General features: G+C 64.8%; 22 protein-coding genes and 1 tRNA gene. 17 read left to right on the forward strand and 6 right to left on the reverse strand.

From position 1 onward, the window contains the following. Positions 1 to 93 precede the first annotated feature (93 nt). Together ileS and ABC729_RS15430 are read right to left on the reverse strand one after the other, a co-directional pair. Positions 94 to 3,285, reverse strand: coding sequence for an isoleucine--tRNA ligase (gene ileS / locus ABC729_RS15425; RefSeq protein WP_495608427.1), 3,192 nt, complete (start codon positions 3,283 to 3,285; stop codon positions 94 to 96). Between the two features lie 143 nt (positions 3,286 to 3,428). After that, entirely contained in the window at positions 3,429 to 4,244 is an 816-nt protein-coding gene (locus ABC729_RS15430) for a helix-turn-helix transcriptional regulator (RefSeq protein WP_495608428.1), read from the reverse strand. A gap of 93 nt (positions 4,245 to 4,337) precedes the next feature. Here ABC729_RS15430 and ABC729_RS15435 point away from each other — a divergent pair, with 93 nt between their 5' ends. Continuing rightward, on the forward strand, positions 4,338 to 5,129 hold the full coding sequence (locus tag ABC729_RS15435; RefSeq protein WP_495608429.1) for a class I SAM-dependent methyltransferase: 792 nt from the start codon (positions 4,338 to 4,340) through the stop codon (positions 5,127 to 5,129). Positions 5,130 to 5,160: 31 nt separating this feature from the next. Beyond that, on the forward strand, positions 5,161 to 5,457 hold the full coding sequence (locus ABC729_RS15440) for a hypothetical protein (RefSeq protein ID WP_495608430.1): 297 nt from the start codon (positions 5,161 to 5,163) through the stop codon (positions 5,455 to 5,457). A 10-nt stretch (positions 5,458 to 5,467) separates the two neighbouring features. Here the strand turns inward: ABC729_RS15440 and ABC729_RS15445 are convergent, their stop codons facing one another. Further along, a complete protein-coding gene (locus ABC729_RS15445; protein ID WP_495608431.1) occupies positions 5,468 to 7,399 on the reverse strand; it encodes a sensor histidine kinase in 1,932 nt (643 codons plus the stop codon). Between the two features lie 311 nt (positions 7,400 to 7,710). Here ABC729_RS15445 and ABC729_RS15450 point away from each other — a divergent pair. Then, positions 7,711 to 7,786 (forward strand) — tRNA-Ile (locus tag ABC729_RS15450). Positions 7,787 to 7,972: 186 nt separating this feature from the next. Beyond that, on the forward strand, positions 7,973 to 8,758 hold the full coding sequence (locus tag ABC729_RS15455; RefSeq protein WP_495608432.1) for a dioxygenase family protein: 786 nt from the start codon (positions 7,973 to 7,975) through the stop codon (positions 8,756 to 8,758). Positions 8,759 to 8,907: 149 nt separating this feature from the next. On the opposite strand, the gene ugpQ is transcribed toward ABC729_RS15455, so the two are convergent. Together ugpQ and ABC729_RS15465 are read right to left on the reverse strand one after the other, a co-directional pair. After that, the gene (gene ugpQ, locus ABC729_RS15460; protein ID WP_495608433.1) at positions 8,908 to 9,657 is read right to left on the reverse strand and encodes a glycerophosphodiester phosphodiesterase; all 750 of its coding nucleotides are present in this window, start codon (positions 9,655 to 9,657) and stop codon (positions 8,908 to 8,910) included. A 67-nt stretch (positions 9,658 to 9,724) separates the two neighbouring features. Next, the gene (locus tag ABC729_RS15465) at positions 9,725 to 10,648 is read right to left on the reverse strand and encodes a LysR family transcriptional regulator (RefSeq protein WP_495608434.1); all 924 of its coding nucleotides are present in this window, start codon (positions 10,646 to 10,648) and stop codon (positions 9,725 to 9,727) included. Positions 10,649 to 10,784: 136 nt separating this feature from the next. Here ABC729_RS15465 and ABC729_RS15470 point away from each other — a divergent pair, with 136 nt between their 5' ends. The 8 genes from ABC729_RS15470 (at position 10,785) to ABC729_RS15505 (ending at position 19,456) form a co-directional block, all read left to right on the forward strand. Beyond that, entirely contained in the window at positions 10,785 to 11,543 is a 759-nt protein-coding gene (locus tag ABC729_RS15470) for an SDR family oxidoreductase (RefSeq protein ID WP_495608435.1), read from the forward strand. A 75-nt stretch (positions 11,544 to 11,618) separates the two neighbouring features. Continuing rightward, positions 11,619 to 12,461, forward strand: coding sequence for a bifunctional DNA-formamidopyrimidine glycosylase/DNA-(apurinic or apyrimidinic site) lyase (mutM, locus tag ABC729_RS15475; RefSeq protein WP_495608436.1), 843 nt, complete (start codon positions 11,619 to 11,621; stop codon positions 12,459 to 12,461). Between the two features lie 17 nt (positions 12,462 to 12,478). Then, positions 12,479 to 12,865, forward strand: coding sequence for a hypothetical protein (locus ABC729_RS15480; RefSeq protein ID WP_495608437.1), 387 nt, complete (start codon positions 12,479 to 12,481; stop codon positions 12,863 to 12,865). 275 nt (positions 12,866 to 13,140) lie between these two features. Then, positions 13,141 to 13,404: a 30S ribosomal protein S20 gene (gene rpsT / locus ABC729_RS15485; protein ID WP_102112370.1), complete on the forward strand. Its 264-nt coding sequence runs from the start codon at positions 13,141 to 13,143 to the stop codon at positions 13,402 to 13,404. Between the two features lie 700 nt (positions 13,405 to 14,104). Beyond that, positions 14,105 to 15,523 (forward strand): chromosomal replication initiator protein DnaA, encoded by a 1,419-nt coding sequence (dnaA, locus tag ABC729_RS15490; RefSeq protein ID WP_495608438.1) that lies wholly within the window; start codon positions 14,105 to 14,107, stop codon positions 15,521 to 15,523. 93 nt (positions 15,524 to 15,616) lie between these two features. Continuing rightward, positions 15,617 to 16,522, forward strand: a complete 906-nt coding sequence (locus ABC729_RS15495) for a substrate-binding periplasmic protein (protein ID WP_495608439.1) — start codon at positions 15,617 to 15,619, stop codon at positions 16,520 to 16,522. A gap of 76 nt (positions 16,523 to 16,598) precedes the next feature. After that, complete coding sequence (locus ABC729_RS15500) at positions 16,599 to 18,386, forward strand: HsdM family class I SAM-dependent methyltransferase (RefSeq protein ID WP_495608440.1); 1,788 nt, start codon at positions 16,599 to 16,601, stop codon at positions 18,384 to 18,386. Continuing rightward, positions 18,386 to 19,456 carry a BsuBI/PstI family type II restriction endonuclease gene (locus tag ABC729_RS15505; protein WP_495608441.1) on the forward strand — a complete coding sequence of 357 codons (1,071 nt, stop codon included), beginning with the start codon at positions 18,386 to 18,388 and terminating at the stop codon, positions 19,454 to 19,456. Before ABC729_RS15500 ends, ABC729_RS15505 begins: the two co-directional genes overlap by 1 nt. Before the next feature lie 20 nt (positions 19,457 to 19,476). On the opposite strand, the gene ABC729_RS15510 is transcribed toward ABC729_RS15505, so the two are convergent. After that, complete coding sequence (locus ABC729_RS15510) at positions 19,477 to 20,508, reverse strand: methyltransferase (RefSeq protein ID WP_495608442.1); 1,032 nt, start codon at positions 20,506 to 20,508, stop codon at positions 19,477 to 19,479. A gap of 664 nt (positions 20,509 to 21,172) precedes the next feature. Here ABC729_RS15510 and ABC729_RS15515 point away from each other — a divergent pair. The 5 genes from ABC729_RS15515 (at position 21,173) to ABC729_RS15535 (ending at position 25,470) form a co-directional block, all read left to right on the forward strand. Further along, a complete protein-coding gene (locus ABC729_RS15515) occupies positions 21,173 to 21,991 on the forward strand; it encodes a phage capsid protein (RefSeq protein WP_495608443.1) in 819 nt (272 codons plus the stop codon). Positions 21,992 to 21,996: 5 nt separating this feature from the next. Beyond that, on the forward strand, positions 21,997 to 22,266 hold the full coding sequence (locus ABC729_RS15520; RefSeq protein WP_495608444.1) for a hypothetical protein: 270 nt from the start codon (positions 21,997 to 21,999) through the stop codon (positions 22,264 to 22,266). A 182-nt stretch (positions 22,267 to 22,448) separates the two neighbouring features. Next, positions 22,449 to 23,021, forward strand: coding sequence for a phage connector family protein (locus ABC729_RS15525; protein ID WP_495608445.1), 573 nt, complete (start codon positions 22,449 to 22,451; stop codon positions 23,019 to 23,021). Beyond that, positions 23,018 to 24,913 (forward strand): phage tail protein, encoded by a 1,896-nt coding sequence (locus ABC729_RS15530; RefSeq protein WP_495608446.1) that lies wholly within the window; start codon positions 23,018 to 23,020, stop codon positions 24,911 to 24,913. The genes ABC729_RS15525 and ABC729_RS15530 overlap by 4 nt, the downstream gene beginning before the upstream one ends. After that, positions 24,913 to 25,470 (forward strand): hypothetical protein, encoded by a 558-nt coding sequence (locus ABC729_RS15535; RefSeq protein ID WP_495608447.1) that lies wholly within the window; start codon positions 24,913 to 24,915, stop codon positions 25,468 to 25,470. Before ABC729_RS15530 ends, ABC729_RS15535 begins: the two co-directional genes overlap by 1 nt. The last annotated feature ends 26 nt before the right edge of the window (positions 25,471 to 25,496 follow it).

Raw genomic sequence — 25,496 nt, forward strand, 5'->3', positions numbered from 1 at the left:
AACGGCCGTAGGTCAGGTCGAGGCGGCACGCCGAGCCCTGACAGAAAAGGCTTTCAATCCTTGCCTGTCAGGGCTCGCTACGCTCGACCTGACCTACGCTTTTGCCAGCACCAGCGACACCGACGTGCCGGACAGATCCACCGACACCGCGCCCTCGGGCAGAGCCTCCGGGTTCACCGTCAGCGACAAGGCCAGCGTCTCACGCTTGATCGTCTCGGCGTGCGTGGTCAGGGCGCCAGCGATGGTGTCCGGCACCTGGGCCGTGATCGTGATCCGGTCGGTGACCTGGAAGCCCGAATCCTTGCGCGTCGACTGCACCGCACGCACGAAATCGCGGGCCCAGCCTTCGGCCTCCAGCTCTGCGTCCACGGTCACGTCCAGCATGACCACACCCTTGCCGCCGGCAAAGCGCGCGGCATGCGTGCCTTCCTTGGCCTGGATGCGGATGTCGAAATCGCCGGCTTCCAGCACGACACCGGCCAGCTCGACGGTGCCGTCGCCCTTGTCGGTCCAGTTACCCTGCTTGGATGCGGCCATCACTTCCTTCATCTTCGGCCCGACCTTGGGACCGACGATGGCGGCGTTCACGGCCAGCTGACGGGTGCCGACCAGGGCGATGTCGGACGACACCACCACCTGCTTCACATTCACCTCATCCGCGACCAGGGCACCCAGCACCGTATCGAACTGATCCTTCAACCGGTCGGCATCGGGATGGACGATGGTCAGGGTCCGCAGCGGCAGGCGGATGCGCAGCTTCTTGGCCTCGCGCAGCGACATGGCGGATGCGCAGATTTCCCGGACAAGGTCGATCTGGCTGGTCAGCTCATGGTCGGACGGCAGGTAGGAGACGTCCGGCCAATCGGCCAGATGCACCGATGCCTCACCGGTCAATGCTGTATAAATCCGCTCCGTCACATGCGGCAGCAGCGGGGCCAGGGCCTTGGTCGCTGTCACCAGACAGGTATAGAGCGTGTCATAGGCATCGCGCTTGTCCTGGCCATCGCCCTCACCGGCTTCACGCCAGAAACGCGAACGGGAACGGCGGATGAACCAGTTGTTCAGCGCGTCGTAATAGCCGGTGATGATGGCATAGGCGCCGGGCAGGTCGTACCCGTCCAGCTTGGCTTCGATGCCTTCCACCAGTTCCCGCGTCTTGGCCAGGATATAGCGGTCCAGCAGACCCTTCTGGTCGGCGCGGATCGCGCCCTTCACCTGATCGATGTTCGCATAGAGTGTGAAGAAGCTGTAGGCGTTCCACAGCGGCAGCACGCCCTGACGCAGCGACTGCGCGATACCGCGCGCATCCTTTGGCATGGCGAGATCGCCGCCCACCATCAGGGGGCTGGACACCAGATACCAGCGCAGGGCGTCGGCACCCTGATTGTTCAGCACCTCCACCGGATCGGGATAGTTGCGCAGACGCTTGGACAGCTTCTGCTTATCCTCGTCCAGGACGACGCCGTGGCAGATGACATTCTTGAACGGCGCGCAGTCGAACAGGGCCGTGGACAGCACCATCAGCGTGTAGAACCAGCCACGGGTCTGGGCCACATATTCGACGATGAAATCGGCGGGGAAGGCGGCTTCGAACCGTTCCTTGTTCTCGAACGGGTAATGCTGCTGCGCGAACGGCATGGAGCCGCTTTCAAACCAGCAATCCAACACGTCTTCCACGCGGCGCATCATCGACTGGCCGGTCGGATCGTCCGGGTTCGGGCGGACCAGATGGTCGATGGCGGGGCGGTGCAGGTCGGTGACCTTCACCCCGAAATCCCGCTCCAGTTCCGCGATGGAACCGTACACATCGATGCGCGGATAGCGCGGGTCATCGCTGCGCCAGACCGGGATGGGCGAACCCCAGAAACGGTTGCGGGAGATGTTCCAGTCCCGCGCGTTCGCCAGCCAGTTTCCGAAGGACCCATCCTTCACATGGCCGGGAACCCAGTTGATCTGCTGCTGGTTCAGCTCGACCATCCGGTCCTTGAACTTGGACACTTCCACGTACCAGCTGTTGACCGCCTTGTAGATCAGCGGCTGATCGGTGCGCCAGCAATGCGGGTAGTTGTGCAGGTACGTCTCGTGCCGCAGCACGACGCCGCGCGCCTTCAAATCCTGGATAATGGGCTTGTTGGCCTCAATCACGTTCAGGCCGACATAGTCGGACACTTCCGCCGTGAAATTGCCGGCCACGTCCACCGGCACCTTGACCGGCAGGCCATGGGCCTTGCAGACGGCCAAGTCATCCTCACCGAAGCCGGGGGCCATATGCACGATGCCCACGCCATCGCCGGTGGTGACGAAATCCGCCACCAGGATCTGGTGCGCTTTTTCCAGCCCCTTGAAATAGGGGAAGATCGGCTCGTAGGTACGACCACGCAGGTCCTCGGCGGACAGCGTGCTTTCCTGCTCGTAGCCTTCCAGTTCCTTGGCATATTTGCCGATGGCGCTGGTGGCCAAGATCAGGCGGTCATCGCCCTTGCGCATGACGGCATATTCGATCTCCGGACCCACGGCCAAGGCCAGATTGGACGGCAGGGTCCAGGGCGTGGTCGTCCAAGCCAGGATATCCAGCGGGCCGGCATCGCCGTCACGCGGGTCCAGGCGGAAGCGCACGGTCAATGCCGGGTCCTGGCGTTCACGATATGAGTTATCCAGACGGGTCTCGAAGTTCGACAGCGGCGATTCCACGGCCCAGCTATAGGGCACGACGCGATAGCCCTCATAGACCAGCCCCTTGTCCCAGAGCTGCTTGAAGGCCCACATCACGCTTTCCATGAACGTGATGTCCATGGTCTTGTAATCATTCTGGAAATCGACCCAGCGGCCCTGGCGCGTGACGTAATATTCCCATTCCTGGGTAAAGCGCAGCACCGAGACCTGGCAGTGGGCATTGAACTTGTCGATGCCGAATTTCAGGATGTCGTGACGCCCGGACACGCCCAGTTCCTTTTCGGACTGAAGCTCGGCGGGCAGGCCGTGGCAGTCCCAGCCGAAACGGCGTTCGACCTTGCGGCCCTTCATGGTCTGGTAGCGCGGCACCAGATCCTTTACGAAGCCCGTGACCAGATGGCCATAATGCGGCAGGCCGTTGGCGAAGGGCGGGCCGTCATAGAAGACGAATTCGTTATGCTTGCCATCCTTTTCCAGCGGGCGGAAATCCACCGATTGCTGGAAAACCGCGTTTTCCTTCCAAATCCGCTGCACCTCTTCCTCAATCCGGGGAAAGTCCGGGTTGGGTTCGGCGGCGGGATAGGGCTGGAAGGTCTCATTGGACGCGGTCATGGGACACCATCTGGTTGGCAATGCCCGAACGGGCGCGGAACGGGTCCGTGCCTGTGGGAACCTTTCATGTAACGATCCGGGAAAGCCCTGTCCAGAATGGCGGGGCGCAAGGCACGCCTGCCCGTCTTGTGGGTTGTCGCGGCCTATGCATCCGGCAGCAGCATGACCAGACGCAGGTCGGGCCGGGTTTCCACCGACAGGGTCATCTGACGATAGCGCAGAAGCCCGTGGGCCGGGTGCTGGAACAGCCGTTCGCCCCCCTCCCGCCCCCGGATATCGGCCCCGGCCCAGCGGGTGGCGAATTCCTTGCTGCCGGCGCGCAGTTCGGCGATCAGGGCGATCAGGCCCGCATCCTGCAGATGCCGCCCGTGATCCACCCGGAATTCGGCCAGAACGCGCGCCGCCCGGCCCGGCCAATCCACCAGCAGTTTCTTCGCCGCCGGGTCCATGAACAGGTAGCGCAGCAGATTGTGCGGTCCCGGCCCGTCCAGCCAGCCCGCGAACAGGTCGGCTGCCGCCGCGTTCCAGGCCAGAAGATCCAGACGGTGATCCAGCGCATAGGCCGGCACATTAATGGAGGCCACGGCATCGCACAGGCGGGCACAGGCCCCGCCATCATCCTCAACCGGATCGGGTTGTCGTGGATCGCGCCGACCCGACAGTTGAAACAGATAGGCGCGTTCCGCCCCCGTCAGGCGCAGGGTACGGGCCAGCCGGTCCAACGCCTGGGGAGAGGCCTGGATATCGCGTCCCTGTTCCAGCCAGGTCAGCCAGGTGGCGCTGATCCCGGCATCGGTCGCCACCTCTTCCCGGCGCAGGCCGGCGGTGCGGCGGCGTCCCGTCACGGCCAGCCCCAGCACCGCCGGGTCAAGCCGCCCGCGCCGGTCACGTAGAAAGGCACCCAGCAGGTGGCGCTGGTCAGCGGCGGGATCCTCAAAGGGCGGGACGGGCAGTTTCATAGGGGTATTCATACCAGTATAAGTGCTTATCTTGTACCCCCCTTTGGTGGGGCGTAATCAGGAGGAACCCCACCGGACAATAGGAACCCCGCCATGACCAGCCAGCCCGACAGCCAGCACGCCCTTGTGACACAGCAGTTCGGCCCCCGCGCCGATGCCTATGTCAACAGCCCCACCCACGCCGTCGGTCCCGATCTGACGGCGCTGCAATCGCTGTTACGGGCCGCCCCCGTGGCGGATCTGCTGGATCTGGGCTGTGGTGGCGGGCATGTCAGTTTCCATGCGGCCCCCTTCGCCGAACGGGTCACGGCCTATGACCTGTCCGACGCCATGCTGTCGGCGGTGGCGGCGGGGGCGGCACAGCGCGGATTGCCCAACATCACCACGCATCAGGGAAGGGCGGAACATCTGCCCTTTGCCGATGCCAGTTTCGATATGGTGGTCAGCCGTTACAGCGCCCATCACTGGCGCCATGTCGCCCCCGCCATGGCGGAGGCGGCGCGTGTCCTGCGCCCCGGCGGGACATGTGTGATGATGGATGTCTATGCGCCCGCCGATCCGCTGCTGGATAGCTATCTCCAGACCATCGAGATGGTACGTGACCCCAGCCATGTGCGCAATTACAGCCTGGCCGAATGGCGGTCGCTGCTGTCCGTTGCCGGCCTGACGCCCCAGGTGCCGCAGACATTCCGCCTGCCGTTGGGTTTCCAAGCCTGGGTGGATCGGATCAATACGCCGGCCAGCCACCGGCCGGCCCTGCTGTCGTTGCAGGCGGGTGCGGCGGCGGAAGTGAAGCAGCACTTCGCCATCCAGGCCGATGGCAGCTTCACCCTGGATACGATGCTGATCGTTTCCGTTAAGGAAAAATCTGCGCTTGCCTCTTGACTCCGGCGGCGGAGCGGCGATTTGATAAAACATGATTATTCCATCGCAGCCACCGCCGCCATTGCCTGCTGCGCAGCCGGCTCCCACCAACCCGCAGAACAATGCGGCGCTGGCGACGGCTGGCCTGTTGGCGCAGAAGGTGGCCAAACCGACGGAGACTCAGACGCGCCGCGCTGCCACCGCCGTGGCACGGGGGGAGGCGGCGCGTGAGGGGACGGGCAGTACCTTTGTTGGTCGCGCCTTCGACAATGAAGCCGCCGCCGTTGAGTCACGCACCAACCAGCAGCCCCCACGCGGACGCGGCGACAAGCTGGATGTAAGCGTTTAGCTTGTGGTGATTAATCCGCCGCACGCTGCATCAGGCGCCGTGTCTCTGCCGGATCGGTGGAAAGCGGGACCGTGAAGCTGGCGATGGTGCCCCGGCCCGGCATGCTTTCCAGCTTCAGTTCCCCGCCATGGCGCAGCACCAGATCGCGGACCAGTGTCAGGCCCAGGCCCGTGCCGGTCTCCCCCTGCGTTCCCGGACGGCTGGCCTTGGGGCCGCCCTTCAGGGCTAGGTCCAGCTGTGCCGGCTCCATGCCCACCCCTTTGTCGGTCACCGCCACCTCCAGCCGGTCGCCCAGGGCGCGGCTGGTGACGTGGACCACGCCGCCCTGATGGCTGAACTTGACGGCGTTCATCAGCAGATTGCGCAGGACGGCCAGGATCATGGTGCGGTCGGCCAGGACCCAGCGGTCGCCGACGGCGTCCAGGATCGTGATCTCCTTGCCCTGTGCGGCCGACGCCACGTCGCGGATGGCGTCGCCCACCACTTCGCGCATGGGGAAGATGGTGGGGGCGAACGGCGTGCCCGACATCTGCACCCGCGACCATTGCAGCAGGTTTTCCAGCAGTTCAAAAACCTTGCGCGCCATCTCATGAACCGTGCGGGCGAAATCCGCCACTTCCTCCGGTTTCATCTTTGGCGCGTGATCGGCCAGTTCCTGGGTCATGCCCAGCATGGAATTGAACGGCCCACGCAGATCATGGGAGATCAGGGAGAAGAAGCGTGTCTTCTCCCGGTTCAGGAAATCCAGCTCATCATGGGCGGCGCGCAGGTCGGCCAGGGCGCATTCCGCCTGCGCCCGCGCCTCGCGTTCGGCCACCGCCGCATTGTCACGCACGGCCAGGGCGCGCAGCATCAGCCGCCGTGCCACGAACACCACCACCATCACCGCCGCCATGAAGCCGGCCACGGAAATCAGCACATCCATCAGGATGGGCAGAAGCGATGCGCCGGGAGCGGCGACATAGACGACGCGCCAGGGTGCCTGCTTCAACGGGATCGCCACAATATGGCTGTTGAAAAAGCCATGGCTGATCATGCCATCGGGTCCGGCCTCCATGCTGGCACCGGGCGGCAGTATTTCCGCCATCGTGCGGGGCAGGGGGTTTTCCTGATTGCGGGCCGAACCGGTGATGACATTGCCCGCCGGATCGACCAGCAGCAGAATGCTATCCACCCGCTGTACGGCACCCAGCGCATCGCGCAGGCCCGCGACGGGGATATCGATTCCCAGCGCCCCGGCATAGCGTCCCTGCAAGGTCAGGGGCAGGGCCAGCATGGCGCTGTCGGGGAAGTCGCCCTCGCGCCCTGACAGGGTCCAGACGGGTCCGCCCAATGGATTGGCCCCGGGGGCAGCATTGATGAAGGCAGGCAGGGTGCCCACCTGCGATAGAAGGTCGGCCTGCCGGCCTTCCACCCAGGGATGGATGGCCAGCATTCCCGACAGGGAGGCATAGACCAGCCGCCGCGCCTCCGGCACCACCTTCTGCGTCACGGCCATCAGGGGCAAAAGCTGCACCGCCATCGCCGCCTCCTGCCGCCATCCGGCCTCGTCCGGACGCGACAGAACGGGGTTGGCAGCGACATCTGCGGCGGGAAGCGCGACGATATTGCCGATCTGATCCACCAGATAAGGTGGCGGCAGCCGATCCAGCGAATAGCCCTGGCCGGCGTCGCCACGCGGATTGCTGGCCAGAAGTGCCGTCAGCAGGCTGCTGTTGGGCACATCTTCGGGGGCCGGATATTCGGCATAGAAGAATTCGGCCCGCTGGCGCAGCGCCTCCAAATGGCCGACGGCCACCCGCATCTGCATATCCAGGGATCCGGCGCGGGTGCGGATCTGGCCATTCAACGCCGTCTCGAACGCACGGATACGTTCGCTGGCATGCGACCATAACAGGACGGCCCCCAGGATGACGCCGGCCACCAGGGCAAGCAACAGCATGCGGTCCGCATGCGCCGCCCCCGACAATGCCGTTCGCCAACCCTTCCCCGCCACCTGTCCCGCCCCCGGTTCTCTTATCGCCTGCACAGGCCGAAACCCATGGCCGGAAAGGCATTTGCGGCTTCCGGCATACTGTCTCGACAGTGGTAACACCAAGTGCGGGGCACGGGCAACGCGGCTCCCTGGCAAAGGCCGGGAATTCCGCAGGCACTCTGCCGCCTGAAAGGCCACACAGACGCGGCGATGACTTTTTTCAAACGAAAGCGCTTGACACCCGGCCCGCAGCTCTCTATCACCGCGCTCCACGAGAGGGGCGCGTAGCTCAGGGGTTAGAGCACTCGCCTGATAAGCGAGAGGTCGGTGGTTCGATTCCACCCGCGCCCACCATCCCCTCCCGGATGTGAAATCGTCGAAGCGACAGCGTGAATGCGACAAGGGCCGGCTGCAAAGCCGGCCTTTCGCATTTCTGGCCTGCATCGGCACCATTGCTACGATCCAAGGTCGGGCTTCCCTGTCGCCGTTGCCACGCCCATGTGAGGGGCCATGCCGCGATCACGACAGACAGGTGGCCCGATGGCCCGTTTGCCTTCCCTCTTTATATCCCATGGCTCGCCGATGCTGGCCCTGGAGCCTGACGCGCCCGCCCACCGCTTCCTGAAGGGGTTGAGCGGGCTGGTGGAACGGCCAAGCGCCATCCTGGCCGTGTCGGCCCATTGGGAGACGACGCGGCCCGTCCTGTCCCTGTCGCCCCGACCGGCGACCGTCCATGACTTCCGCGGTTTCCCGCCCGCCCTCTATGCCATGCGCTACCCCGCCCCCGGCGCGCCGGCCCTGGCGGAACGTGCGGCGGCCTTGCTGGCGGGGGGCGGGCTGGACCCGGCGCTGGTGGCTGACCGGGGTCTGGATCATGGCGCCTGGACGCCGCTCACGCTGGCCTGGCCCGAGGCGGATATCCCCATCACGCAACTGTCGGTGCAGCCGCACCTGACCGCCGCCCACCATGCTGCCGTGGGTGCCACCCTGCGGCCCTTGCGGGATGAAGGGGTACTGATCCTGGGGTCGGGCAGTTTCAGCCATAATCTGATGGAGTTCCGGGGCCAGGATTCGGGCGCACCGTCCCCGGCCTGGGTGACACTCTTCGCCGACTGGATGCGGCGGGCCCTGCTGGAAGGCCGCTATGACGATCTTCTGGCCTGGGACCGGCTGGCCCCGGAGGCGCTGCGCAACCACCCCACGCCAGAGCATCTCTGGCCGCTCTACAGCGCCATGGGGGCGGGCACGCCAGGCACACCGGCCCGGCTGCTGCACAGCAGTACCGACCGCGCCATCCTGGCCATGGATGCCTTCGCATTTGATTGATGGTGTATGCCCTCATGCGCCGGGCGCGGCCATCCGGCCGCTTGGCTAACGCGGCACGGGCCGCGCGGCGGCAGTCGCCGCCGTACCAACGGTCAAAGATTTTGACCGTTGGTGTGATGTCTCGTGGCAGGCAGGCACGGGAGAGCGGGTCAGCCGCCCTTGCCGGTCAGCCCTTGGTAAAGCCCTTGGGGCGTGTCGGTGAAGACCCCCGCCACGCCCCATTGGAACAGGCGGCGCGCCTGATCGGCGTCGTTCACGGTCCAGGCCAGGACGGGCCGGCCCGATGCGCGGAAGGCGGCGATGCTGTCGGCAGTCTGTTTTTTTGCGTCGATATTGATGGTGGCGGCACCCAGCCGGTCAGCAATGGCCTCCCAATCCGCCGGCTCTTCATCCATCAGATATCCGCGTGGCCATTGCGGGGCCACCACCTTCGCCATTTCCAGGGACTCGATAGAGAAGCTGGAGATCAGGGGCGGCGGCCGGTTGGCAGGCCAGAGGTTGAGCGCCATGGAGAGCGCAATGCCCGCCGTTTGCTCATCGCGGCCCGGACAGGGCTTGATCTCAAGGTTCAGATTGATGTCCAGCAGGGTGGCGGCCTGGATCGCCTCCGCCAAGGTCGGCACAGGCTCGCCCTTGAATTCCGGCCCGAACCAGGACCCGGCATCCAGGCGGCGGATATCGGCGAAATCCATGTCGGCGACCAGCCCGTGACCGTCGCTGGTCCGGTCCACATCATCATCATGCATCAGGATGGGCACGCCATCGCGCGTGATCTTGACATCCACCTCCACCCACAGCGCCCCCTGCAAGGCCCCGGTCCGCATGCCGGACAGGGTGTTTTCCGGTGCATGGCGGGCGGCACCGCGATGGCCGATCAGGCGGGGAATGGACAAAGACATGGCAATCAGGTCCGGATAACGAGGGGGAAGGGATCATAGCGGATTCGTGGCGTGCTGACAGCGCGGGTCAGTTCAGGGTCAGGTCGCGATCCCAGGGCGGGATGCCATGAAAGGCCTCGCCCAAGAAATCCACCATCACCCGCACCTTGGCCGACAGGTGCCGGCGGGACGGATACAGCGCCACGATGTCGATATCGGGCGACCGGTATCCCGGCAGCAGCGGCACCAGCCGCCCGGCCCGCAGATCATCACTGATCAGAAAGGTGGGCTGCCGGATGATGCCGATCCCGTCCAGGGCCGCCATGCGGGCCGTGTCGCCATTGTTGCAGGACATCGCCTCCTGCAACCGCACCAGCTGTTCCCGGCCCCCTTCGTCGGCCAGCGACCATTCGTCGGGCGTGGTGGCGTGGGTATAAAGAATGCAGCGATGGTTGGCGGCCAGATCCTGCGGGCTTTTCGGATGCCCGTGCCGGGCGATATAGGCGGGCGACGCGCAGATAAGGTTGCGCGAAACGGCCAGCCGCCGCGCCACATGGCTTTGTGATCCGGCGCGGGAAATGCGGATGGCCAGGTCATAGCCTTCCTCCACAATATCCACGACCCGGTCGATCAGCGCGATATCCAGCGAGACGTCGGGATAGAGCGCCATGAAACGCGGCCAGAGCGGGGCCAGATGCCGGATGCCGAAGCTGACCGGGGCGTTGATGCGCAACCGCCCACGCGGCCTTACCGCCGCGGCTCCGGCCAGCGCCTCCAGCTCCGCCACCTCGTCCAGGATCAGGCGACCCCGGTCGAACAGGGTCTGGCCGGCCTCGGTCAGCGACAGGCGGCGCGACGTGCGGTTCAGCAACCGCGTGCCCAGATACGCCTCCAGTTCCGCGACATAACGGGTGACATTGGCCGGTGAGGTGTTCAGCGCCTCCGCCGCCTTCGCAAACCCGTCCTTGCCCACGACCGCCACAAAAACCTCAAACGCGCGCAGCCGGTCCATGGTGATCCCCAATCATTCAGTAAAACTGAATGATCCAACCATTTTCATCCCATCGATGAAAGTAATTATGGGGCGTAGGGTCCAATCATCAACGGCGCCGATGACGGTGCCGACCCAAACCGAAAGGACCCCGATCATGAACCGCTTGCAGAACAAGGTCGCCATCATCACCGGTGCCAGCGCCGGTATCGGCCGCGCCACCGCCCGCCTGTTCGCCGCCGAAGGTGCCAAACTGGTTGTCGCCGCCCGCCGTCAGGCCGAACTGGACAGTCTGGTCGCTGAAATCGAAGCCGCCGGTGGGCAGGCCGTGGCGCTGGCCGGCGACGTACAGTCCGAAAGCTTTGCGAAGGCCCTGGTCGATTTGGCCATCAGCCGCTTCGGCAAGCTGGATATCGCCTTCAACAATGCCGGCACGCTGGGCGCCATGGGCCCGACCGATGGCATCGACGCCGACGCCTGGAACCAGACGCTGGCCGTGAACCTGACCAGCGCCTTCCTGGGTGCGAAATATCAGATCCCGGCCATGGGCAATGGCGGCTCGGTGATTTTCACCTCCACCTTCGTCGGCTATACCGGTGCCTTCCCGGGCATGGCCGCCTATGCCGCCAGCAAGGCCGGCCTGATCGGCCTGACCCAGGCGCTGGCCACCGAATATGGGCCGAAGGGCGTGCGGGTGAATGCCGTCCTGCCGGGTGCGGTGGAGACGGAGATGTATCACGCCGCCAATGACACTGCCGACAAGCAGGGCTTCATCAATAATCTGCATGCGCTGAAGCGTGCGGGTCAGCCCGACGAACTGGCCAAGGCGGTGCTGTTCCTGGCGTCTGATGACAGCAGCTTCGTCACCGGTACGGCCAGCCTGGTCGATGGCGGCCTGTCGGCGGCCCGCGCCTGAACCCCGGACTTCGCGATGGGGACCCGGCCGTGCTATCACGACCGGGTCCTTTCTGTGCGATCAGAGCCCCCGCCCATGCCCGAATTGCCCGAGGTTGAAACCGTCCGACGCGGTCTGGCCCTGAAGCTGGAGGGGCGGCGGCTGATAAGGGTGGATCAGCACCGGCCCGACCTGCGCTTTCCCTTGCCGGTCGATTTCGCCAAACGCCTGACGGGGCGGCAGGTCCTCTCGCTGGACCGGCGGGCCAAGTACATCCTGATCCGGGTTGAAGGCGGGCTGGTCTGGATGATCCATCTGGGCATGTCGGGCAGCATGGTGGTGAAACCCGGCCCGGCACCCCCCCCCGCCACCCATGACCATCTGGTCTTCCATACCGATGATGGCTGGGTCGTCACCTATAATGATGTCCGCCGCTTCGGTTTCATGGATTTGTTCGATGAGGTCGGTATGGAGGGCCATCCCATGCTGGCGGCGCTGGGCCCCGAGCCGTTGGGCAATGGCTTTCATGCCGAAGGATTGTCGGCGAAGCTGCGCGGGCGGGCCGCCCCCATCAAATCCATGCTGCTGGACCAGAAGGTCGTGTCGGGCCTGGGCAATATCTATGTCTGCGAGGCCCTGTTCCGCGCCGGCATCGACCCGACGCGCAGCGGTGACAGTGTCGCTGGGGCCGATGCCGAACGGCTGGTCCCCATCATCCGCGATGTGCTGGGCGAGGCCATTGCCGCTGGCGGCTCCACCCTGCGCGACTTCGTGCAGTCGGATGGGGAGCTGGGCTATTTCCAGCACAGCTTCAAGGTCTATGGCCGCGAGGGGGAGGCGTGTGGGCATTGCGATTGCGATGTCGCGAAGACGGGCGGGGTGGCGCGCATCACCCAGGCCGGCCGCTCCACTTTCTTCTGTGCGCGTCATCAGCGTTGAGGTATCGAGGAGAGATCATGCCGCACCTGATCCGGGGCCTTCGCGCCCGTGCCGCCGCCGCGTTGATCCTGCTTGCCACGGCACTTCTACCGGGGGCGGCCCTGGCCGCCTTCGTGCCGGGGACGGAAGATGTGCCACTGGCACCCGGCCTGACGGCCAGTGCTGATGATGTCCTTGTCTTCGACAATCCCGCCGGTCGTATCGTGCAGGCCACGGCCTCAGGCACCAGCGATGCCGATGCCATCACCCGCTTCTACGCCGAGACCCTGCCGCAGCTGGGGTGGAGCCGGGGCAAGGATGGGCGCTGGGCGCGCGGGGATGAGGTGCTGGACATTGCCATCGCCATGGACGCGGCCAGCCGTCGCCTGTCGGTACGGTTTCAGCTGTCGCCGGCTGGGAATTGACGCAACACAGGGGGCGTTCCCGGCGTGCAAACCTGCCTGAACAACCTATGGGGTGTTCAAATGAAGCCGCCCCCTATATACATCGCATTACTGCTGACTGTCTTGTGACGGGCGTGTCTCGACTCGGGGCTCGACTCTGGCGCGGCCCAAAAGGCGATTGTCAGACCAGCAAGTTTCGTATGGGGACCCTGCCCGCACCCGCTTGACGGGGCGTCGGACCCCTTGTATAAGCGCCGCTTCCTACGGCACATCCATGTCCCGCGTAAAGGTTTCCTATGGCCAATCATAAGTCCGCTGAGAAGCGCATCCGTCAGACCGCCACCCGGACTGAGGTCAACCGCGCCCGCGTCAGCCGCATCCGCACCTTCCTGAAGAAGGTCGAGACCGCTATTTCTTCCGGTAACAAGGCCGCCGCTGGCGAGGCTTTCAAGGAAGCCCAGCCCGAGCTGATGCGCGGTGTGAGCAAGGGCGTTCTGCACGCCAACACCGTCTCGCGCAAGCTGTCGCGCCTGTCCAGCCGTATCAAGGCTCTGGCCTGATCTCTGGCTTGCCGTAAGGAAAACCCGCGCGGTGCCCAACGCCCGCGCGGTTTTCTTTGTCGGCATAGAACCGGGTTCATTTCTCACCCCACATCCTTTTCAAAGGGTTGCGGCTTGGGATTGTTGAATCCGTGGCGAACGATTTTTGCTTTTTTTGGCGTTCCCTTTTCGGTCCCGTTGCGACTCTTCCGCCGCCCCTCTAGCATCCTTCAGCCGCCAATCGGCGGTGCAATGGAAGCGATGTAGACGGGTGTATGACGTCTTTGGATTGTAATCCAAAGTGGCGTGCGGATAATGGATGTGCATTACATCCCAAGTCCCGACCCCGACGATCGCCTGCCATTTCTTGAAAAACAAGACCTGTACGAAGGGGGTATTCCGCAAGGGAACGCCCGTTGTTACGGTTTTGTGTTTCCGCAACCATCTTCATTACCCACAATAAGGGTGAACCGAAGAAGGGTGGGGCGGGGCGGGTACCGGGTGGGGCGGTGCCAATGGCGACATTGGCTCTGATGACAAAGGTGAGGCTGATCATAGCGCCGGGGCGTTGATGATGGGCCGGGTGATCGCAGGACATGGTGTCTGCGCAGGGGTTGCTTTTGCCACCCTGGACGTTTCAATCCTGGTTGCGGATGACGCGCGCTGCGATGGCGGGCGCGCTGCTGTGAAGTTGAGCCTTGGGGCGGGGAGCAACGGTCGAATGTCAGTGCAGGGTTCGCTGGATCAACAGTGGGCGCGGGTGCGGGGCCGCTTGAAGGACGAGGTGGGGGAGACCGCCTATCGTTCGTGGCTGAAGCCGCTGACCGTCGGCTCGCTGGATGGTGGGCAACTGCGCATCCTGGTGCCGACCCGCTTCATGCGCGACTGGATTCGCACCCATTATGCCGACCGTATCCGCGCCCTGTTCTCCGGTGAGAATCCGGGCGTTCAGTCGGTGGAGATCGTGGTGGCCAGCGCTGCCAAGCCGGAGATGACGGCTACTCCCGCCAATGACGCGCCGTCCGCCATTCCCGCCGCCGCCAAGCCGGAACCGGTCACTGAACTGGTGATTGAGCCCAGCCCGGCGCTGGTGGTGGTCGAGGACCGCACCGACGAGATGTCGGCCCCGCTGGACCCGCGCTTCACGTTTGAGAATTTTGTGGTGGGCAAGCCGAACGAGCTGGCCTTTGCCGCCGCCCGCCGCGTGGCCGATGCGCAGGCCGTGCCCTTCAACCCGCTGTTCCTTTATGGTGGCGTGGGTCTGGGTAAAACGCATCTGATGCATGCCATCGCCTGGGCCATCCGCAAGAAGGACCCCTCGCGCCGCGTCATCTATCTGTCGGCCGAAAAGTTTATGTACCAGTTCATCCGGGCGCTGCGCTTCAAGGACACGATGGCCTTCAAGGAGCAGTTCCGGTCGGTTGACGTCCTGATGATTGATGATGTGCAGTTCATCAGCGGCAAGGACAGCACCCAGGAAGAATTCTTCCACACCTTCAATGCCCTGGTGGACCAGAACCGTCAGGTCATCATCAGTGCCGATAAAAGCCCGTCGGACCTGGAAGGCATGGAGGAACGGCTGCGCTCGCGTCTGGGCTGGGGTCTCGTGGCCGATATCCACCCAACGACCTATGAGCTGCGTCTGGGCATCCTGGGCCAGAAGGCCGACCGTATCGGCGCCAAGGTGCCGCCCAAGGTCCTGGAATTCCTGGCCCACAAGATCACCAGCAATGTGCGTGAGCTGGAAGGGGCGCTGAACCGCATCGTCGCCCATGCTGAACTGGTGGGCCGGGCCATCACGCTCGAATCGGCGCAGGACGTGCTGCACGACCTGCTGCGGGCCAGCAACCGCCGCGTGACCATCGAAGAGATCCAGAAGAAGGTCGCGGAGCATTTCAACATCCGTCTGGCCGACATGAGCAGCGCACGCCGCGCCCGCGCTGTCGCCCGCCCGCGTCAGGTGGCCATGTATCTGGCCAAGCAACTGACCCAGCGGTCCCTGCCGGAAATCGGCCGCAAATTCGGTGACCGTGACCACACCACCGTCATGCATGCCGTCCGCAAGGTGGACGAACTGTGCGGCACCGACCCGGCTTTCGCCGAAGATGTCGAGCTGCTGCGCCGCATGCTGGAGGGGTGACAAGCGTAATCCCTCTAGCATGCCCCCTTGCCATCCCCATCCCCGGATGTTTCCCTGAAGGAATCGCGACGGGGGCGGATGCCGGGAGAGCGCATGATGGGGGGACGCAGGGGCCGTTGGGTGGCAGTGCTGCTGGCGGCCTTTTTCATGGCCGCGCCCGCCCTCTGTGCCGAACCCACCATCGTCCGCGTTTCCGACTGGCAGTCGCAGGGGGAGGAGACGCGGGTTGATTATTTCCATGACCTGTTCCGCCGCCTGATCGAGGAGACGACACCGCGATACGGCCCCGTCCAGATTGAGCGGGTGCGGGAGAAGTTCAGCCAGGGCCGGCTTCTGGCCGAACTGAAGGCCGGGCGCATCGACGTCACTTGGACCGGCACCAATATCGAGCGGGAAAAGCAGGGCTACCCCATCCGCATCCCCATCGATATGGGCCTGATCGGGCAGCGCGTGCCCGTTATCCGGGCCAGTGACGCTGCCGCCTTTGCCGCCGTGCGCGGGGTGGAAGACCTGAAGCGCTTCACGGCCTGCCAGGGCGCGCAATGGCCTGATTTTGATGTGCTGGCGGCCAGTGGCCTACCCCAGATCACCAATGTCCATTTCGATCAGCTTTATTCCATGCTGCGGGCCGGTCGCTGTGACTATTTCGCACGCGGTCTGGCTGAGGTGGCGGAGGAGTACGAGACCTATGGCGGGTCGGACCTGATGGTCTTTGACAGGCTGATCATCGCCTATCCTATGCCGGTCTATTTCTATGTGGCGCCGGGCATGGACAATCTGGCCCGCCGGCTGGAGGAAGGGTTGCGCATAATGCTGGCCAATGGCGAGCTGAAGCGCATGCTGTCCACCCATCCTTCCACGCGCGGGGCCTTCCCGCTGGAACGGTTCAATGAGGCCACCATCATCCGCCTGCGCAACCCCAACCTGCCGCTGGCCACGCCGCTCTCGGATTCATCCCTGTGGCTGACCGTGGGCAGGCCGGCGAACGGGCCGTCCTGACGGGATCGCGCTTGCGTCCGTCCGGACCCTGAACGATCATGGAACATCAAGAACCAAGCCAGCGCCTGTCACCCCTTTGTCCCACCGCCCGAACCCGCCCGCCGCGATGAAGCCGGCCCCCACCGACGCCCCCGAACCGGGGGCGTTGCTGTTGGCTGCCCTGGCGTCGCTGTCGGCGCAGCAGCGGCGGCAGGAGGCGGCGCTGGTGCAACTGGTGGTGCGCGGCTGGTGGCAGGCGTTGGAGACAGGGTTGGACCTTGCCCCGCCACCCATCACCAAGACCCAGCCCAGCCTGGGGACGGAGGTTGCCGCGGCTGCCCGTGCCTATGGCGAAAGCTTGGCACCCTTGCCCGTGGCCGCGGTGGCGGACCGGATCGGTGCCCTGCATGCCGGCTTGATGCCGTCCGATGAACGGGCCCGCCATGGCGTCTATTACACGCCACCCGCCCTGGCCGCCCGCCTTGTTGATCTGGCCGATGGCGGCAAGGTTGATTGGGCCGACGCCCGCGTCCTGGACCCCGCCGCCGGCTGCGGTGCCTTTCTGGTGCCCGCCGCCCTGCGCATGGCCAAGGCAATGAAGGGCGTGGAGCCGGCACTGGCCCTGCGTTCCATTGCCAACCGCCTGCGCGGGCTGGAACTGGACCCTGTTGCCGCCTGGATATCGGGTGTGATGGTGGAGGCGGCCTTGGCCCCCCTGATCCGGGCCGGGGGCAAGCGCCTGTCCCCCTGCCGGCATGCCGATGCCCTGTCCATCTCGGCGGCGGCAGAGTTTGATCTGGTGATCGGCAACCCACCCTATGGCCGGCTGACCCTGGCCCCCGATATGCGGGCGCGGTTCGCGCGCAGCCTTTATGGCCATGCCAATCTCTATGCCCTGTTCATGGATCAGGCGGTACGTTGGACCGTGCCGGGCGGGCTCATCGCCTTCCTCACCCCGTCCTCCTTCCTGGCCGGGGATTATTTCAAGCATCTGCGCCGCACCCTGTCCGATCTGGCCCCGCCCCTGTCGCTGGATTTTGTCGATGAACGCAAGGGCGTGTTCGACAATGTGTTGCAGGAGACGGTGCTGGCGACATACCGCCGGATGGGGCCGAGGAAAAAGCGGCCCGACCGCGCCCTGGTCAATATGATCCGGGCTGCCAACGGGGGCGATGGCCTGACCATCCTGCCGTCGGGTTCCTTCACCCTGCCCGATGAACCGACCGCCCCCTGGATACTGCCCCGGCACGCCAGCGAGACGGGATTGGCGACACGGCTGCGCAGCCTGGATAGCCGGCTGCGCGACTGGGGCTACCGTGTCGCCACCGGCCCTCTGGTCTGGAACCGGTACAAGCCGCAGATCGCCGACAAGCCGGGCAAGGGGGCGGTGCCCCTTGTCTGGGCCGAATCGGTGACGCCCGATGGCCGTTTCACCTATCGCTGTGAGAAGGCCAATCACAAGCCCTGGTTCCACCCGGCCCTGAAGGGCGATGACTGGCTGCTGACCCGCCGGCCCTGCGTGTTGTTGCAGCGGACAACAGCCAAGGAACAGGCCCGCCGCCTGATCGCCGCCGAAATGCCCCTGGCCTTCCTGGCCCGACATCCGCGCGGCGTGACGGTGGAAAACCATCTGAACATGCTGCTGCCCGTGGATGACACCCCGCCCATCGTGCCGCCCGCCGTCCTGGCCGCCTTCCTGAACAGCCGCGCCGCCGACCGCGCCTTCCGCTGCATCTCCGGCTCTGTCGCTGTTTCCGCCTACGAGCTGGAGGCCATGCCCCTGCCGCATCCGGCGGCACTGAAAGAACTGACAGCGTTGGTGGCTGCCGGGGCGTCGCGTGACCGGCTGGATCAGGCCGCCGACCGTCTCTACGGGATTTCCTGATGCATCCCCTGCCGCCGTTGCTGGAGCGGGCGGAGGTGGCCCGCCGCCTGCGCCTGATTTTCCCGGAAGGTACGCCGGAGCGGGATAAATGCGTGCGCGACGCGGCGGCGGCCACCGTCGCCGCCTTTCTGTATATCGGTGCGGTGGAGGGGGCGGATATCTGGCTGAACCCGGTGCATGTGGTCCGCTTGGGCGATACGCGCATGCTGTTCAATGCCGATGCCCTGTCCCGCGCCGATTATGCCAAGGCCCCCCGCGCCACGGGCGAACGCTGGTATCAGGATAACAGCCGCGAACAGGTGCGGGATGAGGTGATTCGTCAGGGCTTGATCCCCAATGGTGCCGTCATCGAACGACCGGGCGTGCCCACGACATCATCCAAGCCGCGCTATGCCCTGGCCGCCGCGTTCGCCGCTCTGTTCGATCCCGGTTTGCAGGGGGAGGCGCTGGTGGCGGCGGCCAAGGTCTGGGCCGATGCGACCCTGAACCCGATGGCCCTGGCCCGCATCGTCAGTTTGCGCGGGTCGACAGACCGTGACGGGGCCGACATCCTGGTCCGCTTTCCTAATGGGGAGACGCGGCTGCTGGCGCCGGGTCCCAGCAGCCGTATCGCCCAGGCCGTTGTGGAACAGTTTGCCCCCCGCTTCCTGACCGATCCCGTGGTGCTGTGGCTGTCGGAAAGTGCGGCCAAGGTGGCGGCGCGGGATGAGGGCTGGATCAAGCGGCTGCGCCTGCGCATCACGCCGGACCGCACCCTGCCCGACCTCATCCTGCTGGACCGGGGACGGCAAAGCGACGGGTCCGACCTGATGCTGGTCTTTGTGGAGGTGGTGGCAACCGACGGCCCCGTCACCGAACAGCGGGCCAGGGCCTTTCTGGAAATCGCCGCCGAGGGCGGGTTCGATCCCTCTCGCGTAGCCTGCGTCACGGCCTTTCTGGACCGCGACAAGGCAGAGGTGAAAAAGGCCCTGCCGTCCCTGGCCTGGGGCAGTCATGTCTGGTTCGCGTCGGAACCGGAACGGTTGATCCGCCTGCACCCGGCTCCGGGGCGTCTGGCCGGTATGGCCTGATCCCCAGGTCTGCGCAAAGGTTACTTATAGGCGATTGCGGCGCTGGCCGGCCCACCCAGAGGCAGTATCTCCACCCGGCTGAACCCAGCCTCCAGGCACCAGCCGCGATAATCGGCACCGGTAAAGTCAAACGCATCGCCGAATTCGATCAGCATGTTGAGCGACATCAGCAGGCCGAACGCATTTTGGCGGCGGGCGTCGTCGATGATGTTCTCGATCGCGACCAGCGCACCGCCGGGCGGCAATGCCCGAAAAGCCTTGGCGATCAACATCTTCTTATTGGCCAGGTTCCAGTCATGGAGAATCATGCCCATGGTGATGATGTCGGCCTTGGGGAATTCATCCGTAAAGAAGTCGATATCCCCCAGCGTCACGCGCTCTGTGAGGCCACGCTGCGCCACACGCTGGGCGGCGATGGGGCGCACGACCGGCAGGTCATAGCTGGCGCAGACCATATGCGGGTGCCGTGCGGCCACCAGACTGGCAAGTTGTCCGGTGGCTCCGCCGATATCCGTCAGGCTGCTATACCGGGAAAAGTCGAAACTGTCGGCAAAGGCCACGAAATTGCCAAGCGAGATTCCAGACATCGCATCCATGAACTGTTCAAGACGCGTAGGGTCGGCGTAAAGCTCTTCGAACAGGGGACGGCCATTATGCTTGATCTCATTCTGCGGCTGCCCGGTCCGCAGGGCGGGCGTCAAATCTCCCCAGAAACGATAGAGGCGGGCATTAGCCATCTCCAGAATGCCACCGATATAGGATGGCTTCTCCCGGTCCAGGAAAATTGCCGTCTCCGCCGTATTGCGATAGAGCGCCTGGGGGCCGTCGCCATCGCGGTCCAACAGTCCAAGCGCCAGCAGCGCATCCAGGAAATCAAAAGTGGCCCGTGGATGCAGGCTCAACGCCTGCTCCACCGTCTGGCCGGTGGCCGGTCCCTTCGCCAAAAGCGTGAATAATCCCAGCTCCACCGCGCTCAGCACCAGTTTGGATGCCAGGAATCCGGTACCGATTTGCAGGATACGGTCAGGCGTGGGGGCCGTGGTCGGGATCAAAATCATTCTCCGGCTGACGAAATCTCGATCTGCGAAATCTGTTGGAAACTCGACGCGATATCATCCATAGCAGTCGGAAATATCGTGGGGCGGATCCTTGGTTCTAAGTAGCATAAGAAAATCAAATCGTAATTACGCGAAACAATAGAAATATTTGAAATAAAAATAACAGACAAATAATTTACCCATCTTCTGGTTTTCATTTTTTGCATCAATCAGTCTATTTGGCTGTCTTGACGGATGATTGACTGCATAGCCAGATTGGATGCCAAGGCGGCTTCCGCGAACGGTCACAATGCCATCTGGTCAGACGTTGACGAGCAGCTTCAAGAACTGCCGTGCGTCGTGAATACTATTATATGAAATTACAGTACTCGCTTCGGCGCTGAATTTATATTGACATGTACAGGATTTATATCCTATATCTGTTCTTGCCAATGCCCGAATTCTGTCCTGACCGATCCGTCGGATGGCGGGCATGGCGCATCGTCCCCCTCCCATGGCCTGACCACGGGCCCCGCTGTCGGTAACCCCTGTTCTGCAAGGGTCGGCGCGGGGTCCGTGTCTTCTTCAGGTCACCCCCCCCATCGCTGCCCGACATGCGGCCGGACCTTCGTTCCGGCAACCGCGACGGCTGCCATCATGACAGGAATGAGGTCCCAGGATGTCCACCGACATCGAGAAATCGTTCGTGAAGCAGTATGAACGCGAGGTGCATGAGGCTTATCAGCGCCTGGGTTCCAAGCTGCGTGCCACCGTGCGCTCCAAGAACAATGTGAAGGGCGCCAGCACCGTCTTTCAGAAGGTCGGCAAGGGTGTGGCCAGCACCAAGTCGCGCCATGGCAATGTCCCGGTGATGAACCTGGACCATGGCACCGTGGAATGCACCCTGGCAGATTACTATGCCGGCGACTGGGTCGACAAGCTGGATGAGCTGAAGACCAATATCGATGAACGCAGCGTCATCGCCAATGCCGGCGCCTATGCGCTGGGCCGCAAGACGGATGAGCTGATCATCGCCCGTCTGGATGCGGGCACCCATTATGCCGGTGCCGACACGGACGGCCTGACCAAGGACAAGGTCCTGGCGGCGTTCGAAATGCTGGGCGGTGCCGATGTGCCCGATGATGGCCAGCGTTATGCCGTGGTCGGCTGGAAACAGTGGAGCCAGCTGCTGGGCATCGATGAGTTCGCCAATTCCGACTATGTCGGCGATGGCGAGCTGCCCTGGCGGGGCACCCAGGCCAAGCGCTGGCTGGGCACGCTGTGGATGCCGCATTCGGGCCTGACGCTGGGGGCCGGCAATGTCCGCCTCTGCCACTGGTACCACAAGACCGCCGTGGGCCATGCCAGCGGGGCCGATGTGACCAGCGACATCACCTGGCACGGTGACCGCGCCGCGCATTTCGTCAACAACATGATGTCGCAGGGGGCCGCTCTGATCGACGCCACCGGCGTCGTCACCCTGCGCTGCAAGGAGTAAGCGCCATGGCTTTTCAGCCCCGCGACCTCTCGGTCCTTGCCTATGCCAATGGCTTCACGCTCTGGCATTACACCACGCCCGACGCCCATACCGCTGTGCGCGTCGCCGGCTATTTCAATCCGGCCAGCCACATGCTGCGCCTGGGCGATATGGTCCTGGCCAATACCGGCGTCGGTACCACCCCGGTAGCCGGCATCCTGCTGGTCAATGCCAACAGCGGCGGCGTGGTCGATACCGCTGACCTGACCCAGGTGGGGGCCACGGATACGGATTGATCCGTCGGCCCGCTTCCTTCTTCGTCATCCCGGCGTAAGCCGGGACCCAGGGGCCAAGAGCCCGACCTTTCGGCGGCGTACAGCTACGCTGCGTGGACCGTTATTCCTGTGGCCCCTGGGTCCCGGCTTACGCCGGGATGACGGGAAAGAGGCGGAAAGCGGTCAGTACAATGGAGACCCCCATGGCCTATTCCGCTGTCGGGCTGTGCGCCCGTGCCTTGTTGAAGATCGGGGCGAACCCGATCACGTCGTTTCAGGATGGCACCGCCGAAGCGGAACTGGCCGCCGCCCTGTATGCCCCTACCCGTGATGCCCTGCTGGTCGCTCATGGCTGGAGCTTTGCCACAAAACAGGCCCTGCTGGTCCGCCGGGCCGACCCGCCGCCCGCCGATTTCGCCCATGGCTTCGCCTTGCCGGATGATTTTCTGCGGGCCTTGTCCTTGGGAAGCGGCGGGCGGGGGCGGGGCCTGTCCTACCGTATCCAGGGCAAGGATCTGCTGGCCGATGCCGACAGCGTCACCCTGACCTATGTGGCCCGCGTCGCGGAGGGCGGGTTTCCTGCCTTCTTCGATGCGGCCCTGATCGCCCGACTGGCGGCGGAATACTGTGTGCCGCTGACGGAGAATACCACGCGCGCCGAGGTCTTGCAGAAACTGGCAGAGGCCGAGTTCCGCCGCGCCCGCCTGACGGATGTGTCGCAGGACAGCCAGGAAGGTTTTGAGGATTTCACCCTGATTGAGGCCCGCCTGTCATGACCCGCCTGAAAGCTGTGAAGACCAGCTTCACCGGTGGCTGCGTCAGTCCCGACCTGCTGGGCCGGGGTGACCTTGCCGCCTTTGAAAACGGGGCGTTGACCCTGACCAACGTCCTGATCGAACCCACAGGCGGTATCACCCGCCGGCCCGGCACGGGTTTCATCGCCACCGTGCCGGGGCCGGGCCGCCTGATCCCCTTCACCTTCAGCAGTGAGCAGACCCATCTGCTGGTTCTGACTGACCGGTTGCTGTCCGTGTTCGGTGATGATGCGCTGCAGGCCACGCTTCCTACGCCCTGGACCCTGGAACAGCTTGCCAATCTGACCTGGGCACAAAGTGGTGATGTGCTGCTGGTCTGCCATCCCGATGTGGAACCACGGCGCATCAGCCGGCGCGGCCCCGGACACTGGACGGTCGAGCCCTGGGCCTTCGTGCAGGAGCAGGGGCGACCCCGCATCCCCTTCTTCCGCTTTGCCGATGCCGCCATCACCCTGACCCCGTCGGGTCTGACAGGCCGGGTCCGTCTGCGCGCATCCGCCCCGGTCTTCAGGCCGGAACATGAGGGGGCACCCTGGCGCATCCACCGCAAGCCGGGGCGCATCGCGGCGGTGCGGTCGGTGACGGAGGCGGAGATCGACCTGACCGATACCCTGCCCCACACCAATCCCACGGCGGATTGGGACGAGGCGGCGTTCAGCCCGCAGCGCGGCTGGCCGCTGTCGGTGGCGTTCCATCAGGACCGGTTGGTCATTGGCGGGTCGCGCGACCTGCCCAATCGGCTCTGGCTGTCGAAATCGGGCGACCTGTTCAATTTCGACCTGGGTGAGGGGGAGGATGACAGCGCCATCGAATTCGCCATCCTGTCGGATGAGGTGAACCCCATCCGCGCCGTTTATTCCGGGCGGCATCTGCAGGTCTTCACCACGGGCGGGGAATGGGCCGTGACGGGCGTCCCCCTGACACCCACCGCCATCCGTCTGGACCGGCAGACCCGTGTCGGCAGCGTGGCGGATCGCAGCATCCCGCCGCAGGAAATTGACGGCGGCACCCTGTTCGCGGCCAGCGACGGGTCCATCCGCGATTTCCTGTGGACCGATCTGGAACAATCCTATTCCGCCGCCGACCTGACCCTGACCACGCGACCCATCCTGCCCGGCACGGTGGATATGGAATATGACCGTCGCCGCCGGCTGCTGCTGGCGGTGCAGTCGGACGGGACCCTGGCCGTGCTGACCCTATACCGCAATGAACAGATCCGCGCCTGGGTGCGGCTGGTCACGGCGGGCCGCATCCTGTCCACGGCCCTTGTGGGCCGACATCTCTATTGGCTGGTGGACCGGGATGGGGCCGTTTCGGTGGAGGTCTGGGACGACGCGCTGCATGTCGATGCCGGGCTTTCCGGTTCGGTGGACAGCCCCACGGCCCGCTGGGCCGGGCTGGACCATCTGAACGGGCGGGATGTGGCTGTGCTGGCGGATGGCGCGGTCGTGTCGGTGGCCGCCGTCGCGGCGGGGCGCATCCGCCTGCCCGGCCCGGCGGCGCAGGTCCAGGCGGGTCTGGCCTTTACCCATGAGATTGAACCCATGCCGCCCAACCTGTTGGCGGCAGAAGGACAGGGACGGCGTGCGCGTCTGCTGGCGGTGACCTTCCGGTTGAAGGATACGCCCGCGCTGCGCGCCGACCTGGGGCGGGGGCCGGTGGAGGTGCCATTACGGCGCGCCGCCGGCCCCGCGCTGGCCATGGAACCCGCCCCGGCCTTCACCGGCGACCGCCGTCTGACGGCCACGGGCTGGCAAACCAGCCGCGCCGCGCCCCCCTGGCGCATTGTGGAGGAAAGGCCGCTGCCCTTCACCCTCCTGTCCGTAACCCACGAGCTGAAGGTGAATGAATAATGGGCGGCATCACCACCCCGGCCCTGATGGTGTTGAGCAATACCGGCGTCGCCGGCGACGTCATGGACGCGGCCAGCACCTATATCGGCAACACGAAGCGGGCCAAGGACCTGCTGGGCATCACCAAATCCAAGCGCAAGAAGCAGGAACGCCGCCTGCTGGAGGCTGAACAGGCCGCCGACAGCGCCGATCTTTCGGCCCGGCAGGCGGCTGACCTGGAGGAGCTGCAACAGCGCAACGCCCGCAGCGCCGAACGTATCCAGGCCGAAAGCGACATTACCGACCGCCGTCGCCGTCAGGACCTGCGTCAGGAAACCGGCAGCCTGCGGGCCGCCCTGGGCGCGCAGGGCATCAACAGCGCCGACGGATCGGGCGAGGCCGTGATCCTGGGCCGCGAACGCCGGGCGGCAGAGGCCCGCGATGATGCCGCCCGCCTGGACGCCCTGAAACTGGCCGATCTGGCGGAGGAGGAGATGGTGCTGAAACGCCGCAACCTCCTGGACCTGACGCGCCAGCAGGAACGCCAACGCCTGGAGCGCATGGCGCGGGGCCTCTGACGGCCTTTCCCCCTTTCATATCATGA

This window comes from Niveispirillum sp. CC-CTL257 (assembly GCF_059489915.1).

What these genes read in the sequence shown, in the direction of transcription:
- ABC729_RS15520 (WP_495608444.1), top strand. Translation starts at nt 21,997, where the DNA reads ATGGCTTTTCAGCCCCGCGACCTCTCGGTCCTTGCCTATGCCAATGGC.
- ABC729_RS15530 (WP_495608446.1), top strand. Translation starts at nt 23,018, where the DNA reads ATGACCCGCCTGAAAGCTGTGAAGACCAGCTTCACCGGTGGCTGCGTC.
- ABC729_RS15440 (WP_495608430.1), top strand. Translation starts at nt 5,161, where the DNA reads ATGATTATTCCATCGCAGCCACCGCCGCCATTGCCTGCTGCGCAGCCG.
- ABC729_RS15480 (WP_495608437.1), top strand. Translation starts at nt 12,479, where the DNA reads ATGCCGCACCTGATCCGGGGCCTTCGCGCCCGTGCCGCCGCCGCGTTG.
- ABC729_RS15430 (WP_495608428.1), bottom strand. Translation starts at nt 4,244, where the DNA reads ATGAAACTGCCCGTCCCGCCCTTTGAGGATCCCGCCGCTGACCAGCGC.
- ABC729_RS15505 (WP_495608441.1), top strand. Translation starts at nt 18,386, where the DNA reads ATGCATCCCCTGCCGCCGTTGCTGGAGCGGGCGGAGGTGGCCCGCCGC.
- ABC729_RS15435 (WP_495608429.1), top strand. Translation starts at nt 4,338, where the DNA reads ATGACCAGCCAGCCCGACAGCCAGCACGCCCTTGTGACACAGCAGTTC.
- dnaA (WP_495608438.1), top strand. Translation starts at nt 14,105, where the DNA reads ATGTCAGTGCAGGGTTCGCTGGATCAACAGTGGGCGCGGGTGCGGGGC.
- ABC729_RS15470 (WP_495608435.1), top strand. Translation starts at nt 10,785, where the DNA reads ATGAACCGCTTGCAGAACAAGGTCGCCATCATCACCGGTGCCAGCGCC.
- ABC729_RS15455 (WP_495608432.1), top strand. Translation starts at nt 7,973, where the DNA reads ATGGCCCGTTTGCCTTCCCTCTTTATATCCCATGGCTCGCCGATGCTG.
- mutM (WP_495608436.1), top strand. Translation starts at nt 11,619, where the DNA reads ATGCCCGAATTGCCCGAGGTTGAAACCGTCCGACGCGGTCTGGCCCTG.
- ABC729_RS15515 (WP_495608443.1), top strand. Translation starts at nt 21,173, where the DNA reads ATGTCCACCGACATCGAGAAATCGTTCGTGAAGCAGTATGAACGCGAG.
- ABC729_RS15525 (WP_495608445.1), top strand. Translation starts at nt 22,449, where the DNA reads ATGGCCTATTCCGCTGTCGGGCTGTGCGCCCGTGCCTTGTTGAAGATC.
- ABC729_RS15445 (WP_495608431.1), bottom strand. Translation starts at nt 7,399, where the DNA reads ATGCTGTTGCTTGCCCTGGTGGCCGGCGTCATCCTGGGGGCCGTCCTG.
- rpsT (WP_102112370.1), top strand. Translation starts at nt 13,141, where the DNA reads ATGGCCAATCATAAGTCCGCTGAGAAGCGCATCCGTCAGACCGCCACC.
- ugpQ (WP_495608433.1), bottom strand. Translation starts at nt 9,657, where the DNA reads ATGTCTTTGTCCATTCCCCGCCTGATCGGCCATCGCGGTGCCGCCCGC.
- ABC729_RS15465 (WP_495608434.1), bottom strand. Translation starts at nt 10,648, where the DNA reads ATGGACCGGCTGCGCGCGTTTGAGGTTTTTGTGGCGGTCGTGGGCAAG.
- ileS (WP_495608427.1), bottom strand. Translation starts at nt 3,285, where the DNA reads ATGACCGCGTCCAATGAGACCTTCCAGCCCTATCCCGCCGCCGAACCC.
- ABC729_RS15495 (WP_495608439.1), top strand. Translation starts at nt 15,617, where the DNA reads ATGATGGGGGGACGCAGGGGCCGTTGGGTGGCAGTGCTGCTGGCGGCC.
- ABC729_RS15535 (WP_495608447.1), top strand. Translation starts at nt 24,913, where the DNA reads ATGGGCGGCATCACCACCCCGGCCCTGATGGTGTTGAGCAATACCGGC.